Below are 17,926 nucleotides of genomic sequence, written 5' to 3'. Positions count from 1 at the left end.
CCCCCTGCACTGGTCGGCTCGGGCTGCGCGCGCCTCCGCACCATATGGCACTGAGTGCCTAGTTGCCTAGGTACTGGGTGCCGGATTCTGGTACGGAGTGCGGTGGTACGACCCCGGGGAGTGCCGGCGGCCGGGTCGGGCCCGGTCGGCTGGGTCGGGCCCGGACGGCTCAGGCGGCTCGGACGGCTCAGGCGGCTCGGACGGCTCAGGCGCCGCCGGTGCCGGGCGGGGCGCCGAGGGCGGACTCGATGCCCTGGACCACGCGCCAGACGGGGGTGCCCTTGCGGGCGACCATGACGACGACCTCCCCGTCCCCTTCGGGCAGGCCCGCCGGAAGGGCGGTGACCGCCGGGGTCCCGAAGCTCCCGGACGTACCCCAGACGTCCCGTACGAGGGAGAGGGCGTGGTCCACGGCGGCCTCGGCGTCCCCTTCGCCGCCCGCCCGGAGCCACGAGCGCAGGGCGTTGTTGTGCGCGGCGACCACGGCGGAGGCGATCACCTCGGCGCGCAGCGACCCGTCGGGGCCCTTGGGCCCGTGGGCCCGGAGGTGGTTGGCGAGGGTGCGTTCGTACCGCCGTACGACGGAGAGTTCGTACGTCCGCAGGCCCGGCACCTCGCGGGTGAGGCGGTAGCGCTGGACGGAGAAGTCCGGCTTGGCCGCGTACATCCGCATGACGATCCGGGCGGCGTCGCAGACCGTGCCGACCGGGTCGGGGGAGCCGGTGTTCGCCTCCAGATAAGCGGTCATCTCGACCAGGCACCCCTCGTGGTCCGGGAAGACCGCGTCCTCCTTGGAGGGGAAGTACCGGAAGAACGAGCGGCGCCCGACGCCCGCACGCGCGACGATGTCGTCCACCGTGGTCCGCTCGAACCCCCGGTCGAGGAAGAGTTCGAACGCGGCCCGGGCGAGCGCCTCCCGCATGGGCACCTCGGTATTGCGTCGCTTGCGTACCTCTGTCATGGCGGGCAACGTAACACCGGAGGAGCAGTTTTGGCACTGGGTACCTTTACAGAGGGTACTTGGTGCCATAGCCTCAACGGGACAAACCCTCCATCGGCAGGAGTCAGGAGCCCGGCGTGAGCTTGAGGATCGTTGTCTGTGTGAAGTACGTGCCCGATGCCAGTGGCGATCGTGGGTTCGCGGATGATCTGACGGTGGATCGTGAGGGTGTGGACGGTCTGTTGTCGGAGCTGGACGAGTATGCGGTGGAGCAGGCGCTGCGGATCTCGGAGGCGGCTGACGGGGATGCGTCGGTGACGGTGCTGACGGTGGGTCCGGAGGATGCGCGGGAGGCGGTGCGCAAGGCGCTGTCGATGGGTGCGGACGCGGGGATCCATGTCGAGGACGACGATCTGCACGGTTCGGATGTGATGGGTACGTCGCTGGTGGTGGCGTCGGCGGTGGAGCGGGCCGGGTTCGATCTGGTGGTGTGCGGGATGGCGTCGACGGACGGGGTGATGGGGGTGCTCCCGGCGCTGCTGGCGGAGCGGCTGGGGGTGGCGCAGCTGAGTCTGCTGTCGGAGGTGTCGGTGGCCGGTGGTGTGGTGTCGGGGCGGCGTGATGGGGATGTGGCGTCGGAGGTGGTGGAGGCGGAGCTGCCGGCGGTGGTGTCGGTGACCGACCAGTCCGGTGAGGCGCGTTACCCCTCCTTCAAGGGGATCATGGCGGCGAAGAAGAAGAAGGTGGAGTCCTGGGATCTGGAGGAGCTGGAGCTGGACGCGGAGCTGGTGGGCTCGGCGGGGGCATGGACCGCGGTGGACGGGGTGGAGGCGCGGGCTGCGCGCAGTGCGGGGACCGTGGTGAAGGACGAGGGTGAGGGAGGCCGTGGGGTGGCGGAGTTCCTGGCGTCCCGCAAATTCGTCTGACCCGTCTCTTCCCTGCTTCCTTTCGCTTCCTTCTTCTGTTCTGGAGTGTGTGTCATGGCGGATGTTCTGGTTGTTGTCGATCATGTGGAGGGGTCGGTTCGCAAGCCGACGCTGGAGCTGCTGACGGTGGCGCGGCGGCTGGGCACGCCGGTCGCGGTGGCGCTGGGCGCGGGCGCCGGGCAGACGGCCGGGGTGCTGGCGGGGCATGGTGCTTCGCGGGTGCTGGTGTCGGAGGCGTCGGAGTTCGCGGATTTCCTGGTGGTGCCGAAGGTGGATGCGGTGCAGCGGGCCGTGGAGCTGGTGGATCCGGTGGCGGTGCTGTTCGTGTCGTCGGGGGAGAACAAGGAGATCGCCGCCCGGCTCGCGCTGCGGCTGGAGTCGGGTGTGATCACGGACGCGGTGGACGTGGAGGCGGGTGAGGACGGCCGTCCGGTGGCGGTGCAGTCGGCGTTCGCCGCCTCGTACACCACCCGCTCCCGGGTCACCCGCGGCATCCCCGTCATCACGGTCAAGCCGAACAGCGCCCCGGTGGAGCCGGTGGAGGGTGCGGGGGCGGTGGAGGAGCTGGCGGTGGACTTCGCGGCCGGTGTGCGGGGTGCGCGGGTGGTGTCGCGGTCGGCGCGGGAGTCGACGGGGCGTCCGGAGCTGACGGAGGCCGCGATCGTGGTCTCCGGTGGCCGGGGGCTGGGTTCGGGCGAGAACTTCGCACTGATCGAGGCGCTCGCGGATGCGCTGGGCGGTGCGGTGGGCGCGTCGCGGGCTGCGGTGGACGCGGGCTGGTACCCGCACGCCCACCAGGTCGGGCAGACCGGTAAGAGTGTGTCGCCGCAGCTGTACATCGCTTCGGGTATCTCGGGCGCCATTCAGCACCGGGCGGGGATGCAGACGTCGAAGACGATCGTGGCGATCAACAAGGACGCCGAGGCCCCGATCTTCGACCTCGTCGACTACGGCGTCGTCGGCGACCTCCACACCGTCGTCCCCCAGCTCACCGAAGAGATCAACAAGCGCAAGGGCTGACGGCCGCGGACCGGTGCCCGGTGGGAGGTGCGTCCCCACCGGGCACTGCCGTGTCCTCGCCTCATCTGCGCCAGAACAGATGGTGCGTCACACCGCTCGGGCTGGGCACGACCTCCAGATGGAACCGGTCGAGCAGCTCGTCGGGCGACTCCCAGAGCCGTACCCCGGACCCGAGCTTCAGCGGTGAGACGGCCACATGCAGGGTGTCGACCAGGTCGGCGTCGAGGAACTGCCGGATGGTGGAGGCCCCGCCGCCGAGCCGGACGTCCCGGCCCTGCGCCGCCTCCTTCGCCCGTTCGAGGACGGTCGCCGGGTCCCCGCCGGTGAAGTGGAACGTGGTGTCGGAGAGCGTGAACGACGGACGCTCGTGGTGGGTCATCACGAACACGGGCGTGTGGAACGGGGGCTCGTCACCCCACCAGCCGAGCCACTCGTGATCCTGCCAGGGCCCGCGCTGGGGCCCGAACTTGTTCCGGCCCATGATCTCGGCGCCGATGTTGCGGGCGAAGTCCCGGGTGAAGTAGTCGTCCAGCCCGCGGCTCCCCCCGGCGTCCGTACGCATGGGCCAGCTCGCCGTGGCACCGGCCCAGGAGAACAGCCTCTCGGGGTGTTCGAAGCCGAAGGGCCGCTCCAGCGTCTGGTCCTCACCGGCGCCGATGCCGTCGCTGGACACGTTGAAGTTCATGACCCGCAGCAGTTGGTTCATGGGGTTTCCCTCGTCAGGTTCGGTCGCTTCGACGGGCGGCGGGGGCGCCACCCGTCCTGTCGTCGAACGGGACCCGGCCGGATCGACAACCGTCGGGCAACTTTCTCCCACAGGTGGCTCTCCGTAGGCGTAAGGCAACCCTGTGTGTAATGATCGTTCCGGCATTTGCCGAAGACGATGACCGACGGCACCTGAGTGAGGATTGACGTGGCCGAGCGCCAGAACGGCACTGTGAAGTGGTTCAACGATGAAAAGGGATACGGCTTCATCACGCCGGAATCCGGGTCCGACCTGTTCGTGCACTTCCGCGCGATCGAAGGCAACGGCTTCAAGTCCCTGAAGGAGGGCCAGACGGTCACCTTCGAGGCCGTGCAGGGCCAGAAGGGGCTGCAGGCGGACAAAGTCCAGGTGGCGGGCTAAACACTATTTTTGGGCCCGCCGGGGTTCGGCGGGCCCGTCCGCACAGGTCACCGGGCTGTGTCAGTGCCGGCTGTGATCCTGTGCCGCATGGATGAGAAGACCTTCTGGGCGCTCATGGACGAACTGAGCCGCCGCACAGGTGACCGGGCCGAGCGTCTGAGCGGGCTGCGCGAGGAGCTGCTGCGGCTGCCCGCGGAGGCGGTGGTCGAGTTCCAGGCCCATCTGGAGGCCGCGTGCGATGCGGTCACCATGGAGACCCTGCTGCGAGCGGTCATGCGCATCGAAAGCGGCCTCTGTTCCGACGACGGCTTCGACTACTTCGCGCTCTGGCTGGTGGCGCAGGGCCGGGCCACGTACGAGGCGGTACTCGCCGATCCGGACGCGCTCGCGGACATACCCGAGGTGCGGGCCCTCGCGGGGCGTGATGTGCGGGTCTGGCGGGACGACGAGTGGCCGGAGTGGGAGGAGCTGGACTACGTGGCGAAGGAGGCTTTCGACGCGCTGGCGGGCGAGGACGAGGAGGCGTTCTACGAGGCGCTGGAGGCGCTCCAGGAGGGGCGGGACACGCCCGAGGAGGATGAGGCCGGGGTCGTCGAGGAGCCGGAGACACCGCGGCTGGACGCGCTCTTCCCGGTACGGGCGCGCGCCTAGGCCGTGTCTTCCGGATCTTGCCGGGGACACCGCCGGGGGAACCGAAAGGCCATGGGAGCCTTCTTCCGGTAGAGCGAGTCGTTGTTGTCGGGCAGCAACCCCGAGAGTCGGCCGGAGGGCATATGGAGATCGCGCTCATTGGTGTTCTGGTGCTTGTCGCCTTCGGGGGTGTCTGTGTGGTGTGGTCCGAGCGCGGTGGGCCACCGTGGGTCCGGAGGGTGGCCGCGGTGACCCTGTTCGCCGGAGCGGTCGCCCGCGCGCTCGGGAAGAGCCGCGGCGGCGGGCGCAGTGGCGGCGGAGACAACAGCGGAGGCGCCGACGGCGGTTAGGCCGTCTCTTCCGGATCGTGCCGGGCTGATCCGGCCTGATCCGGAAGAAATCCCTGGGTTCCGCGCCGAATTTCTGTCGCGGGGCTGGTCAGCGGGTGCGCGGCCGGGCCACGATCATCGGCATGGGCATATCCGGAATCTGGGGCTCCTTCCTTCGCCGCGGCAGATCCACCGCCGGGACGAAGGAGACGCCCCCGGAGTCGCACTTCGTGGACATCTGGCACGTGCGATACGCCAACCCGCCCCGGCGCGAACGCGACCAGCACATCCCGTACTTCGTTGCCTCGTGCTCCTGCGAGTGGATCAGTGACGCTCATGACGAGTCGGATCCCCGGGCGGAGGAACTCGTCCGGGCGGCCGCCCGGGCACACAGCCCTCAGGTGGCGGAGACGGTGACCTACCCGCTGGACTGAGGGATACCCCGGCCCGTTCGGCAGCGGGTCGGGGCGCCCCCTGCACGGTCGGCTGTCAGCGCGAGGATCGCGTCCGGTTCGACCGGGGCCGGTGTTCCGGACCAGGTCGGGCCGGAGCGGCTCGCGCAGCGCCGGGCGTCAGGACTCGTCCAGCAACTCCGCGATCTGACGCCGGCCTTCTCTTCGACGCTCGCGGCGCTGCTGGAAGGAAAGGACATCAGCCAGGCGGACAACCCGGTGGGTACTGCCCGGCAGATGGGTCGAGGGGATCTCCCCACTGTCCAGGAGGCGGACCACGAACGGGCGGGACAGGCCCAGCAACTCCGCCGTCTCACCGGGGGACAGCTGAGCCTCCGAGGCGAGCACCATGACCGTGTGGCCTCGGGCCAGCTCGCCGGCCGAGGCGATGAGGAGTCGGACCAGTTCGGTGGGGAGCGTGACCTCCGCACCGCCCGGTCCTCTGAGGATCACCTCGACATCGTCCGGAGCCATCCGGCCCGCTTCGGCCAGCTCGTCGTGGTGCGCGCCGTGCGGCTCGACCTTCGTGGCGCGTGCGAGGACGCTTGTGCGAGCCATAGGTGCACCTCCATCCGACGAACGGGCCATCTGCAATAAATGTAACCTCGGTGGCAAGGGGTGGCAACCTGTTACGGGCGAACGGGGGCGGTCGCTACAGCTCCCGCTCCGGCCAGCCCAGCAGCCGCGCGCCGATGACCGCCGTCTGGAGCGTGTAGCGGTGGACCGGGTCGGACGGGTCCGCTGCCGTCAGTTTGTGGATGCGGTCCAGGCGGTACGTCATCGCCCGCACGCTCAGCGACAGCCGGCGCGCCGCCTCCGCCGCCACGCAGCCCGTGTCGAAGTAAGCCGTCAGCGTGTCCAGGAGGGGGCGGGCGCCGCCGCGGGCCGTGCGGAGGGGGCCCAGGACCGACAGGACCAGGTCCGCCATCGCCTGGCGGTCGCGGGTCAGGACCGGGTAGACCAGCAGGTCCGCCGCATGGAGCACCGGCGCGTCCAGGTCCATGCGGGACGCCAGGTCCAGTGCGTTGAGGGCCTCCTCGTACGAGTGGACCACCCCGCCCGGGCCCGGGTGGGCGCGGCCGACCGCGACCCGGCCGCCGTCCGTCGCCGCGTAAGCCTGCTTGGCGAAGTACCGGAGCACGTCCTGCTGGTCCCCCGGGGCGATGCAGATCAGCCGCCCGTCCTTCGTGGTGAGGAGGAGATGGCGGTCGCCGAAGCGGGTCAGCAGGGACGCCTCCACCTGGCGGGTCACCGGATAGCCGTCGTCGTACGGCTCCGGGCCCTCCGCCACGGCGACCGCATGCGCATGCGACAGCAGCAGCCCGAAGCGTTCGGCACGCTCCGCCAGCCGGCCCAGGTCGCTCCGCCCGTACAGCAGGTCGTCGATGAACTCCCGGCGCGCCGCCTCCTGCCTGCGGACGGCAAGCCGCTGGGCCCGCTCATGACCCTCCGCGAACACGTCCACCGCCTCCGCGACGATGGAGAGCAGGTGGTCCGCCGCCTGGCGCGGGAGCCCGGTGCGCAGGGACTCGGCCGCCGCCAGCTGCCCCCGTACCAGCTCCCGCAGTCCCGTACCGGCCTCCGCCGCCCGTTCACCGCCCGCCCGCAGCGACTCCCGCTCGTCCCGGGTGAGACGGCGGCCCGTCGCGCAGGCGTCGGTCAGTATCCGGATGTATCCGCTCTCCAGCATCTCTTCCCCCTCGTGGTGCGCCACCGGCATTAAGGAAGCGTAAAGACTGCCGGACGACGGCAATGCGGAGGGGCACATTCCCCCAGCATGATCGGTCTCGTTGGCCGGGGGCAGGAAAGGGAGAGGAGGGTACGGCATGGACGAGTTCCTGCGAAACGTCGCCGCCTTCCCCACCCTCCTCTTCACCTCCGCCCTCGTCGTCGTGCTCGGTTTCTGGCTGCTCGTCCTGCTGGGCGCCGTCGGCCACGACGGCTTCGACGGCGATCTCGACGCCTCCGCCCTCGGGCTCGGCGGCGTCCCCGTGACCGTCTCGGCCTCCCTCTTCATCGCCCTGGGCTGGTTTCTGAGCCTGACCGGATCCGTCCTGCTCGCCGCGGCGCTCGGGCCCCTCGTCCTGGTGGCCGCCCTGGGCGGTTCCTGGTGGCTCACCCGCCTGCTCGTCCGCCCGCTGGCCACCCTCTTCCCCGACGAACCCGGGCCGTCCCGCCACGACTTCATCGGGCTGACCTGCACCATCCGTACGGGACGGGTGGACGCGGGCTTCGGCCAGGCCGAGGTCACCGCGCGGGACGGCTCCACCGCCGTCGTCCAGGTCCGCCAGTCCGCCGAGGACGCGTACGCGCTCTCGTCCGGCAGCTCCGCGCTGCTGTACGCGTACGACTCCGCCGGCGAGTTCTTCTGGGTCGCCCCCTCCTGACGTCCCCGCACGGGACCCGTGGGCGCCTTCCGCTCCGAAACTCCGGAGATTTCCTCATGGATGCCATCACCCTGGGCGCCGCGCTGCTCGTCGCGTTCGTCCTCCTCCTCGTCGTCGTCGCCGTCCTCGTACTCGGCCGGCTCTTCCGCAAGGTCGAACAGGGCAAGGCCCTGATCGTCTCCAAGATGAGAAAGGTCGACGTCACCTTCACCGGCCAGGTCGTCCTGCCCGTCCTCCACAAGGCCGAGACCATGGACATCTCGGTGAAGACCATCGAGATCTCCCGCACCGGCCGCGACGGCCTGATCTGCGGCGACAACATCCGCGCCGATATCCGCATCTCGTTCTTCGTCCGCGTCAACAAGACCGTCGAGGACGTCATCAAGGTCGCGCAGGCCATCGGCACCGCCCGCGCCAGCGACCAGGCCACCCTGCAGGAACTGTTCAACGCGAAGTTCTCCGAGGCCCTGAAGACCGTCGGCAAACAGCTCGACTTCACCGACCTCTACACCAAGCGCGACGAGTTCCGGGACCGGATCATCCAGGTCATCGGCACCGATCTGAACGGCTACAGCCTCGAAGACGCGGCCATCGACTATCTGGAGCAGACCCCGCTCGCCCAGCTCGACCGCGACAACATCCTCGACGCCCAGGGCATCCGCAAGATCACCGAGCTGACCGCCGTCGAACACGTCCGCACCAACGAGTACCTGCGCGACGAGGAGAAGGAGATCACCCGCCAGAACGTCGACGCCCGCGAGGCGATCCTCGAACTGGAGCGCCGCCAGACCGACGCCGAGATCCGGCAGCGCCGTGAGATCGAAACCTCGCGGGCCCGCGAGGAGGCCGAGACGGCCCGGGTGGTGGAGGAGGAGCGGCTGCGCGCGCAGACCGCGTTCCTCAAGACGGAGGAGCAGCTCGGCGTCCACCGCGAGAACCAGACCCGTGAGGTCGCCGTCGCCGCGAAGAACCGCGAGCGGGTCATCGCCATCGAGAACGAGCGCATCGAGAAGGACCGGCTGCTGGAGGTCATCGCCCGGGAGCGGGAGACCGAGCTGACCCGGATCTCCGCCGAGAAGGAGGTCGAGGCGGAGCGCCGCGAGATCGCAGAGGTGATCCGGGAGCGGGTCGCCGTGGACCGTACCGTCGCGGAGCAGGAGGAGTCCATCAAGCGGCTGCGCGCGGTCGAGGAGGCCGAGCGGGGGCGGCAGAAGGTCGTCATCGCGGCGGAGGCGGCGGCGCAGGAGCAGCTGGTCCGCGACATCAAGGCCGCGGAGGCCGCCGAGCAGTCCGCCGTCCACCGGGCCGCCGAGGAGCTGACCCTCGCGGAGGCCCGCAACAAGTCCGCCGAACTCGACGCCCGCGCGAAGATCCGCCTGGCGGAGGGGGTACGGGCGGAGGCCGCGGCCGAGGGCCTGGCCGCGGTCACCGTCCGCGAGAAGGAGGCCGATGTCATCGAGCGCGCGGGCCGCGCGGAGGCGGCGGCGCTCGCCGAGCGGCTGAAGGCGGAGGCGGACGGCGTCCGCGAGAAGCTGACGGCCGAGGCCGCCGGGCTCACCGAGAAGGCGGCGGCGATGGCCGCGCTGGACGAGGCGGGCCGAGGGCACGAGGAGTACCGGCTGCGGCTGGAGGCGGAGCGGGACGTACGGCTCGCGGGGCTCGACACGCAGCGGAAGGTCGCGGAGGCGCAGGCGCAGCTCATCTCGGTGGGGCTGGAGAACGCCGATATCGACATCGTGGGCGGGGAGTCGGTCTTCTTCGACCGGCTGGTCGGCGCGATCGCGCTCGGGAAGGGCGTCGACGGGTTCGTGGAGAAGTCGTCGACCGTGCAGCAGCTCGCCGGGCCGTGGCTGGACGGTTCCCGGGCCTTCCCGGACGACCTGGCGTCGGTGCTGGGGTCGGTGTCGGCCGCCGATGTGCAGAACCTGACGGTGTCGGCGTTCCTGACGCAGCTGATGCGCTCGGGCGGCGGCGCGGAGGGACAGCTCGGGCAGCTGCTGGACGCGGCCCGGCGGCTGGGCCTGGCGGACAAGTCCCTGGCGGGGCTGGGCGGGACGAGCGCCCTGAGCGGGACGAGCGGGCTGAACGGCACGGGCTGAGCCCGGGCCCCGGGCAGGGAGGGTTTCGCGGCTGCCGCGCGGGGGGCGGCAGCCGCGGGCCCGACCGGAGAGCCCGGGGCCCCACCCACCTGGAGAGTTCCGCGGCTGCCGCCACGGGGGACGGCAGCCGCGGGCACCACCGCGGGCGCGCCGGGCCGCGGAGGTACGAAAGACACGGAGGAGAACCATGGACGCGGGGACCTACGAGGTGCTGCGGGACCGGCTGCGGGCCCGCGGGGACGAGCTGGCGCAGCGGGCGGGGGCGCTCGACCGGGCCCGTACCGCCGCCTTCGGGAGCGCCGAACTCTCCCTCGCCGGGACCGGTCGGCTCCGTACCGCGGCACCCGGTACGCCCCGCGACCTCGTCGCGGTCGGCGGCGCGCTGCTCCTCCTCCGCGACGCGCCCGCCGCGCTCTCCCCGACGACCGAACCCGCCGATGTCTTCGCGCTGTACGACCGCGAGCTGGCCCCGCTCCCCGAGGACGCCGTCCCCGGGCTCCTCGACGACCCCGCCTTCCGGACCGAGTTCGCCGCTCTCTGCCGCTTCTTCCAGGGCGCCAGGCCCGCGCGTCTGCTGGTCACCCACGACCGGCTCCTCGCCGTCTTCCGCACCGGCAAGAACGACGACGTACGCGTTCTGCGCTGGTCCCTTTCGCCGCTCGGATTCCTCGACGGGCGCGGGGAGCGCGATCTCGCCGCCGCGCCGCCGCCGGACGACATCGTCTGGACCGCGACCGGCCGCGACGACCATGTCCCGGGCCGCCATCCGCAGATCCGGATCACCGGCGGCGTGTACGTGTCGACGACCGGCGGCACGCTGACCGTGAAAACCAGCGACGGCACCGCCGACAGCACCGCCCCCGATGGCGTGTTCTCCGAGCCGGTCGCCGAGCCTCTCCAGGCCCTCGCGGACGCGGACGTGTCCTGGGCCCGCGTCGGACCCCTGGTGCTGCTGCGGGTCCGCCCGTACAACGAGGACGCCGTGCGGCAGCTCGTCGTCCACACCCTCACCGGCTCGGTGACCCGTCTCGAAGGTGCGGGCGGCGCGCTGCGGCGGCTCCCCGACGACCAGGGCGTCGTCTTCCCCGGCGGCTATGTCCGGTCCGCCGGGTCCGGATCCGCCAAGGCCTTCGAGGATCCGCACCCGGACGCCGCCTTCGAGCGGGCCGTCCGCTCCCCCGGCGGCGACAGCGTGCTCTACGCGTTCCGCGCCCCGGACGGCGGCCGGTGCGTCCTGCTGCCGTACGACACCGTCCGCAAGGAGGTCGTGGCGCCGCTGGGCTGCGAGGGCTGGGCGCTGCTCGACGACGGCACGCTGGTGGCGCTCGCCGCGCCGGACGGCGGGGAGCCGTCCCGTACCCACGAGGTGCAGATCTGGCGGAGCCCGTACATCTCCGAAGAACACGGCGAACACGCCCCCGCCGGGGATCCGGACGGCCCGCTCGCCCGGATCGGGAACGCGTCCCTGGTGCGGGCGGTCGCGGATGCCTTCGCCGTCGCGCGCGGCGCCGTGGAAGCCGCGGCGGGCGAGCCGACGGCCGGGCTCTACGAGGCGCTGGCCGCCGACTGCGAGCGGACCGCCGACCGGCATCCGTGGCTGGGCGACGCGGACGCCGGGGGGCTGCGCGGCCCGCTGGAGGAGATCCGGACCACCGCGGCCTCGGCGGTGGAGGAGTTCGCGGCCGTACGAGAGCTGACCCGGCAGGCCGCGGAGGCACTCGCCGGGGAGGCCGCGGCGATCGCCCGGCTGGTGCGGCGGGTGCGCGGCGAGTCCCCGGCATCGGCGGAGGAGTGGATCGGGCGGATCACCGAACTCCGGTCGGCCCGCGGCCGGCTGCTGGCGCTGAAGGAGCTGCGGTACGCGGACACCGGCGCGATCGACGCGCTCGCGGACGACGTCGCGGCGGACACCGCTTCGGCGGGCCGCCGGGCGATCGCGTTCCTCGCCCGCGAGGAGGCCTTCGACGGCTACCGCGCGGAGATCACGGCGCTGGCGGACCGGGCCGCCGGGCTGACGACGGCCGCGGAGGCCGGTGAGGTGGTGGCGGGGCTGGACGCGCGCGCCGCCGGTCTCGGTGAACTGACCGAGGTCGTCGCGGGGCTCGACATCGGGGACACCACGGTCCGCACCGGCATCCTGGAGCGCATCGCGGCCGTCTCCGCCCTGGTCAACCGGGCCCGCGCCGCCCTCGCGGGCCGCCGCCGGGAGCTGGCGGACCGGGAGGGGCGGGCCGAGTTCGCGGCGGAACTCGCCCTGCTCGCCCAGTCGGTGACGGGCGGGCTGGCGGCGGCCGGGACGCCGGAGGACTGCGACGAGCGGCTCGCCGCGCTGCTGCTGAAGCTGGAGAACCTGGAGTCCCGCTTCCCCGACCACGACGGCTTCCTGGCGGAGATCGCGGGGAAGCGGACGGAGGTGTACGAGGCGTTCTCGGCGCGCCGCCAGTCGCTGGACGACGAGCGGGCGCGGCGCACGGAGCGGCTCGCGGAGTCGGCGCGCCGGGTGCTGGAGGCGGTGGCCCGGCGGGCGGCGGCGCTGGACGGCAGCGATGCGCTGCACGCGTACTTCGGTTCGGACCCGATGGTCGCCCGGATCCGGCGGACCGCCGCCGAACTGCGGGAACTCGGTGATCCGGTGCGGGCCGAGGAGGTGGAGGGGCGGCTGAAGGCGGCCCGTGCGGAGGCAGTACGGGCGCTGCGGGACCGGCGCGAGCTGTTCGGTGACGGCGGGGGCACGATCCGGCTGGGGCGGCACGCGTTCGCGGTCACCGCGCGGGAGCCGGAGCTGACGCTGCTGCCGCAGGGCGACGGGATGGTGTTCGCGCTGACGGGCACGGACTGGCGGGGGCCGGTCGGCGGCGGCCCGGAGTTCGCGGCGGCGCGGCCCTACTGGGGGCGGTCGCTGCCGTCGGAGTCGCCGGAGGTCTACCGCGCGGAGTATCTGGCGGCCCGGCTGCTGCCCGCGGCCGTCGCGGGCGGGGATCCGGCGGAGCTGGTGGCCGGGGCGGTGGCGGAGGCGTACGACGAGGGGTACGAGCGCGGGGTCCACGACCACGACGCGGTTGCGGTGCTGCGGGCGGCGGCGGGGCTGTGGGCGGTGTGCGGGCTGCTGCGGTACGGGGGCGGGGAGCGGGCGCGGGCCCAGGCGTTCTGGGCGGGGGCGGACGCGGCGGACCGGGCGCGGTGGACGCGGGAGGCGGTGTCGCTGGTGGCGGCGCGGGAGCGGTTCGGGCCGTCTCCGGCGCTGGGGGCGCTGCACCAGGAGCTGGCGGAGGCGATCGCCGGGTCGGAGGGCGCGTCGGGCGGTACGGCGGGGAACGATTCGGCGGAGGAGACGGCCGGGTATCTGGTGGAGGAGCTGGCGGGCGGCCGCGGCTTTGTGACGGGCCCGGCGGCCCGGACGCTGGTGGCGGCCTTCCGGGAAACCGTGGACGGGGCGTACCGCGGGACGGGCCACGAGGGCGATGAGCCCGGGACGGTTCGGCGGATCACCGAAGGCTGGCTCACCTCCTACGCCCGCTCCACCGGGCGCGACGTACCGCCCGGGGTGCTCGCCGAAGCCGTGGCCCTGGAGCTGTATCCGGACCTCGACCGCTACGACGCCGAAGGCCCCGCCGCCGTGACCGTCGACGGCCTGCTCGGCAACCACCCCCGGATCAGCGGGGGCGCGCTGGACCTCGGGCTGGACGAGTTCCTCTCCCGTACCACCGTGTTCGCCGGCCGGGACGTGCCCGGATTCCGCGCCTACCGCGCCCTGCGGTCCCGGCTCGTGGACGCCGAACGGGCCCGGCTGCGGCTGGCCGAGTACCGGCCGCGGGTGATGTCCGCGTTCGTCCGCAACCGGCTCGTCGACGAGGTGTATCTGCCGCTCGTCGGCGACAGCCTGGCCCGGCAGCTCGGCGCGGCGGGCGACGCCAAACGGACCGACAGCGGCGGCCTGTTGCTGCTGCTGTCGCCGCCCGGCTACGGCAAGACCACGCTCGTCGAGTACGTCGCGGAGCGCCTCGGGCTGCTGCTGGTCAAGGTCGACGGTCCGGCGCTGGGGCACGGCACGGTCTCCCTCGACCCGGAGCAGGCGCCGGACGCGGCGGCCCGCGCCGAGCTGGAGAAGATCGCCTTCGCGGTCGCGGCGGGCAACAACGTGCTGCTGTACGTGGACGACATCCAGCACACCTCGCCCGAACTGCTCCAGAAGTTCCTGCCGCTGTGCGATGCGAGCCGCACCCTCGGCGGGCGGGATCTGCGGGGCAAGCGGTTCGCGGTGGTGATGGCGGGCAATCCGTACACCGGATCCGGCGAGAGGTTCCGGCTGCCGGACATGCTGGCCAACCGGGCCGACGTGTGGAACCTCGGAGACGTACTGAGCGGGAAGGAGGAGGCGTTCCGGCTGAGCTTCGTGGAGAACGCGCTGACCTCGCACCCCGAACTGGCGGCGCTGGCCGGGCGGGAGCGGTCGGACGTGGAGCTGCTGGTACGGCTCGCGGCCGGGGACCCGGTGGCCCGCCGCGACGGGCTGCTCCATCCGTACGCCGCGGGGGAACTGGAGCGGATCCTCGGGGTGCTGCGGCAGGTGCTGGCGGCCCGGGAGACGGTCCTCTCGGTCAACTCGGCGTACATCGCGTCCGCGGGGGTGTCGGAGGCGGCCCGTACCGAACCGCCGTTCCGGCTCCAGGGTTCGTACCGCAATATGAACCGGATCGTGCAGCGGCTCAGCCCGGCGATGACGGAGGCGGAGGTCGCGGCGGTGGTCACGGACCACTACACGGCGGAGGCGCAGGCGCTGCCCGGGGACACCGAGGCGAACCTGCTGAAGCTGGCGGCGCTGCGCGGGACGCTCGACGAGGCGGGGGCGGTGCGCTGGGCCGCGGTGCAGGAGGCGTACGCGCGGGCCCGGGATGCGGAGCGGGATCCGTACGGCGGGCTGGTGGAGCGGCTCGCGTCGCTGGAGGAGGCGATCGTACGGGCGGCGGCCGGGCGGCCCTGACCGAAGTGACCCGGCTCACAGCCCGCGGGTGCGACGAAATGGAGGGGTCGGAGCATCTCGTAGGTGTCGACCGTATGGATACGGATGTCGACGGCACACACCGCGATACGGGAGGTCGGGCTCATGAACGCGCGTTCCGGGAGCAGGCAGGTCGGCGTTGTCGTCGCAGTGGTGAAGCGGCTGGGGTCGGCGCTGGCGGCCGGGGTACGGGCGCTGGCGGCCGGGGTACGGGCGCTGGCGGCCGGGGCGCGGGGTGTGTTCGGGCCGGGGGACAGGGCGTCCGCGCGGGCTGCCGGGCCCGGCAGCACCCCGTCGGCGGTCCCGGGCGCGCGGCTCGGCCGGACGAGCAGCCGCCCGGCGGCCGGGAACGGCACCCGGGCCCGCCATGCGCGCCTCGTACGGCAGCCGGAGGGAGTCCGCATCGGGCGGATGAATACGCTCCGGGGCGCGCACTGAAGAGAAACCCTGCTGTCCGGATCCCGTCGGCTCGCAGAGTGTCCCGACACCCCAATTCCTGTATGCAGCACGGGATTTGCTTGCCGAAAACGCACTGGCTGTAAGTGTTCTGTTCCCTCCGATCGGCCTCGGCTACGTTTCCACGCGTCAGCCCGAGCAACCGTTGAAGGGAAAACCATGTTTACGCAAAATCGCCTTGCCGCCGCTGTGGCTTCCTTGACTCTGGCCGGTGCCGGAGTCCTCGCCTCGGCATCGCAGGCGCAAGCGGCGACCCTCGCGTCGACCACCAGGCTGATCCAGAACGTCCAGACCGGCTTCTGCCTGGACAGCAACAGCTCCGGGCGCGCCTACACCAACGTCTGCGATATCAGTAACCAGTACCAGACGTGGACCGTCGCCTACACTCCCAATTTCTCCAGCTACACGGTGCGGAACGTCGCGACGGGCCTCTGTCTCGACAGCAACACCTCGGGGAGGGCGTACACCCTCAGCTGCAACGGCGGCTCCTACCAGATGTGGGAGATCTCCATAGACGCGCAGAACATGAGGACCTTCAAGAACGTCGCCACCGGGCTGATGCTCGACAGCAACACCGCCAAGCGGGTCTACACGCACACTGTCAACAACGGCCTCTACCAGAAGTGGCGGTAACCTCCGCGCGGTGAGCGGCTGAAGGAGCGGGCGGTTACCGGCGTACGTACGGTACGGAACGGCCGGAGGCGGCAGTCCCCGGTCCGCACCGGAGCCCGCCGCCTGCCTGCTTCCCTTTCCCTGCCGGCCGGGACCTACTTGGGGTCGCGGTTGAAGACCGACTTGGACCAGAAGTAGCCCAGCGCGGTCAGGGCGAGGCACCAGCCCACGGCCAGCCAGCCGTTGTGGCCGATCTCGGTGCCGAGGAGGAGTCCTCGGACGGTCTCGATGGCGGGGGTGAAGGGCTGGTACTCGGCGATCGGCTGGAACCAGCCGGGCATCGCGTCGAGCGGGACGAACGTGGTGGAGATCAGCGGCAGGAAGATCAGCGGCATCGCGTTGTTGCTGGCGGCCTCGGCGTTCGGGCTGACCAGCCCCATGCCGACGGCGATCCACGTGAGCGCCAGGGCGAACAGGCTGAGCAGACCGAAGGCGAGGAACCACTCCAGGGGCGTGGCGTCGGTGGACCGGAAGCCGATGGCGACACCGACCGCGCCGACGGCGACCACGCTGATGATCGACTGGAGGACGCTGCCGATGACATGTCCGATGAGGATGGAACCGCGGTGGATGGCCATCGTGCGGAAGCGGGCGATGATGCCCTCGGTCATGTCCATGGAGACGGAGACCGCGGTGCCGATCGTGGTGCTGCCGATGGTCATCAGCAGCAGGCCCGGCAGGAGGAAGGCGATATAGGCGTCCCGGTCGGCGGCGCCGCCGATGCCCGCGCTCATGGTGTCGCCGAAGATGTAGACGAACAGCAGGAGCAGCATGATCGGCGTCAGCAGCAGGTTCAGCGTCAGCGACGGGTAGCGCCGGGCGTGCAGCAGATTCCGCCGGAGCATCGTGGACGTGTCGCGGACGGCGAGGGCGAGGGCGCTCATCGGGCAATCTCCTGGGTCTTTCCGGCGCCGGTCAGGGCGAAGAACACGTCGTCGAGGTCGGGGGTGTGCACGGTCAGTTCGTCCGCTTCGACACCGGCCGAGTCCAGCCAGTCGAGGATGGAGCGCAGTTCGCGCTGGCTGCCGTCGCTGGGGAGCTGGAGGGCGAGGGCCTCGTCGTCCCGGGCCGCTTCGCGCAGGGCGGAGGCCGCGTTCCGGTAGGCGGCGGGGTCGGAGAAGCGGAGGCGGACGTGCCCGCCGGGGATGAGCCGCTTGAGCTCGTCGGCGGTGCCCTGGGCGGCGATCTTCCCGTTGTTCAGGACGGCGATGCTGTCGGCGAGCTGATCGGCCTCTTCCAGGTACTGGGTGGTGAGGAAGACGGTGACACCGCCGGAGACCAGCCCGCGGATGATCTGCCACATGTTGTGGCGGGCGCGGGGGTCGAGGCCGGTGGTCGGCTCGTCGAGGAAGATGATCCGCGGGTCACCGACGAGGGTCATCGCGATGTCCAGGCGCCGCTTCATACCGCCGGAGTAGGTGGAGGCGGGCTTCTTGGCGGCGTCGGTGAGGTCGAAGCGCTCCAGCAGTTCGGCGGCGACGCGCCGGCCCTCGCGCTTCGGGAGATGGTTCAGGTCCGCCATCAGGAGCATGTTCTCCTCACCGGTGATCAGGCCGTCGACGGCGGAGAACTGTCCGGTGACGCCGATCGCGGCGCGTACGGCCTGCGGTTCGGCGGCCGGGTCGTGTCCGGCGACCCGGGCCTGTCCGCCGTCGGCGGAGATCAGCGTGGAGAGGATCTTGACGGCGGTGGTCTTCCCGGCGCCGTTGGGGCCGAGGAGCGCGAAGACGGTTCCTGCGGGGACGGAGAGGTCGATGCCGTCGAGGACGGTCTTCTCGCCGTACGACTTGCGCAGTCCGGTGGCGGAGATTCCGGCGGCCGACGGCGGGGCGTCCGCTCGCCTGGGGGCGGGGATGGCGGATGAGGACATGGGGGACTCCGGGTCGAAGA

General features: G+C 71.8%; 17 protein-coding genes. 11 read left to right on the top strand and 6 right to left on the bottom strand.

The genetic code is table 11. The features are described 5' to 3' along the window. Positions 1–205: 205 nt before the first annotated feature. A complete protein-coding gene (locus tag B7R87_RS16880; RefSeq protein ID WP_078902233.1) occupies positions 206–961 on the bottom strand; it encodes a TetR family transcriptional regulator in 756 nt (251 codons plus the stop codon). Between the two features lie 116 nt (positions 962–1,077). Here B7R87_RS16880 and B7R87_RS16875 point away from each other — a divergent pair, with 116 nt between their 5' ends. Further along, positions 1,078–1,866, top strand: a complete 789-nt coding sequence (locus B7R87_RS16875) for an electron transfer flavoprotein subunit beta/FixA family protein (protein WP_130584971.1) — start codon at positions 1,078–1,080, stop codon at positions 1,864–1,866. A gap of 54 nt (positions 1,867–1,920) precedes the next feature. After that, a complete protein-coding gene (locus B7R87_RS16870; protein WP_130584972.1) occupies positions 1,921–2,886 on the top strand; it encodes an electron transfer flavoprotein subunit alpha/FixB family protein in 966 nt (321 codons plus the stop codon). A gap of 61 nt (positions 2,887–2,947) precedes the next feature. Here B7R87_RS16870 and B7R87_RS16865 read toward each other — a convergent pair whose 3' ends face one another. Continuing rightward, entirely contained in the window at positions 2,948–3,592 is a 645-nt protein-coding gene (locus B7R87_RS16865) for a dihydrofolate reductase family protein (RefSeq protein ID WP_006347872.1), read from the bottom strand. 207 nt (positions 3,593–3,799) lie between these two features. On the opposite strand from B7R87_RS16865, the gene B7R87_RS16860 reads away from it, so the two are divergent. The 4 genes from B7R87_RS16860 (at position 3,800) to B7R87_RS16845 (ending at position 5,405) form a co-directional block, all read left to right on the top strand. Continuing rightward, positions 3,800–4,012, top strand: a complete 213-nt coding sequence (locus tag B7R87_RS16860) for a cold-shock protein (RefSeq protein WP_006347873.1) — start codon at positions 3,800–3,802, stop codon at positions 4,010–4,012. Between the two features lie 87 nt (positions 4,013–4,099). After that, complete coding sequence (locus B7R87_RS34140; RefSeq protein ID WP_006347874.1) at positions 4,100–4,663, top strand: DUF4240 domain-containing protein; 564 nt, start codon at positions 4,100–4,102, stop codon at positions 4,661–4,663. A gap of 122 nt (positions 4,664–4,785) precedes the next feature. Beyond that, entirely contained in the window at positions 4,786–4,992 is a 207-nt protein-coding gene (locus tag B7R87_RS16850; protein WP_006347875.1) for a hypothetical protein, read from the top strand. Positions 4,993–5,114: 122 nt separating this feature from the next. Then, entirely contained in the window at positions 5,115–5,405 is a 291-nt protein-coding gene (locus B7R87_RS16845) for a hypothetical protein (protein ID WP_130584973.1), read from the top strand. Positions 5,406–5,543: 138 nt separating this feature from the next. Here the strand turns inward: B7R87_RS16845 and B7R87_RS16840 are convergent, their stop codons facing one another. Both B7R87_RS16840 and B7R87_RS16835 read right to left on the bottom strand, forming a co-directional pair. Next, complete coding sequence (locus tag B7R87_RS16840; RefSeq protein WP_006347877.1) at positions 5,544–5,981, bottom strand: helix-turn-helix domain-containing protein; 438 nt, start codon at positions 5,979–5,981, stop codon at positions 5,544–5,546. A 94-nt stretch (positions 5,982–6,075) separates the two neighbouring features. Further along, the gene (locus B7R87_RS16835; protein WP_006347878.1) at positions 6,076–7,143 is read right to left on the bottom strand and encodes a PucR family transcriptional regulator; all 1,068 of its coding nucleotides are present in this window, start codon (positions 7,141–7,143) and stop codon (positions 6,076–6,078) included. Positions 7,144–7,249: 106 nt separating this feature from the next. On the opposite strand from B7R87_RS16835, the gene B7R87_RS16830 reads away from it, so the two are divergent. From B7R87_RS16830 to B7R87_RS16810, 5 genes are all read left to right on the top strand, one after another. Continuing rightward, positions 7,250–7,810, top strand: coding sequence for a DUF1449 family protein (locus tag B7R87_RS16830; RefSeq protein ID WP_006347879.1), 561 nt, complete (start codon positions 7,250–7,252; stop codon positions 7,808–7,810). A 56-nt stretch (positions 7,811–7,866) separates the two neighbouring features. Further along, a complete protein-coding gene (locus B7R87_RS16825; RefSeq protein WP_130584974.1) occupies positions 7,867–9,909 on the top strand; it encodes an SPFH domain-containing protein in 2,043 nt (680 codons plus the stop codon). Positions 9,910–10,096: 187 nt separating this feature from the next. After that, entirely contained in the window at positions 10,097–14,890 is a 4,794-nt protein-coding gene (locus tag B7R87_RS34135; protein ID WP_130584975.1) for a DNA repair ATPase, read from the top strand. A gap of 123 nt (positions 14,891–15,013) precedes the next feature. After that, positions 15,014–15,346 carry a hypothetical protein gene (locus tag B7R87_RS16815; protein ID WP_157997782.1) on the top strand — a complete coding sequence of 111 codons (333 nt, stop codon included), beginning with the start codon at positions 15,014–15,016 and terminating at the stop codon, positions 15,344–15,346. A gap of 207 nt (positions 15,347–15,553) precedes the next feature. Further along, the gene (locus tag B7R87_RS16810; protein WP_006347884.1) at positions 15,554–15,997 is read left to right on the top strand and encodes an RICIN domain-containing protein; all 444 of its coding nucleotides are present in this window, start codon (positions 15,554–15,556) and stop codon (positions 15,995–15,997) included. Positions 15,998–16,131: 134 nt separating this feature from the next. Here the strand turns inward: B7R87_RS16810 and B7R87_RS16805 are convergent, their stop codons facing one another. Together B7R87_RS16805 and B7R87_RS16800 are read right to left on the bottom strand one after the other, a co-directional pair. Then, entirely contained in the window at positions 16,132–16,920 is a 789-nt protein-coding gene (locus B7R87_RS16805; protein WP_006347885.1) for an ABC transporter permease, read from the bottom strand. Beyond that, positions 16,917–17,906, bottom strand: a complete 990-nt coding sequence (locus tag B7R87_RS16800; RefSeq protein ID WP_006347886.1) for a daunorubicin resistance protein DrrA family ABC transporter ATP-binding protein — start codon at positions 17,904–17,906, stop codon at positions 16,917–16,919. Before B7R87_RS16800 ends, B7R87_RS16805 begins: the two co-directional genes overlap by 4 nt. Between the last annotated feature and the right edge of the window lie 20 nt (positions 17,907–17,926).

This window comes from Streptomyces tsukubensis, assembly GCF_003932715.1.
GTDB classification, from domain to species: domain Bacteria; phylum Actinomycetota; class Actinomycetes; order Streptomycetales; family Streptomycetaceae; genus Streptomyces; species Streptomyces tsukubensis.
The sequence above is the reverse complement of the archived record's forward strand: the minus strand, read 5'-3'. Positions and strand labels throughout refer to the sequence as shown.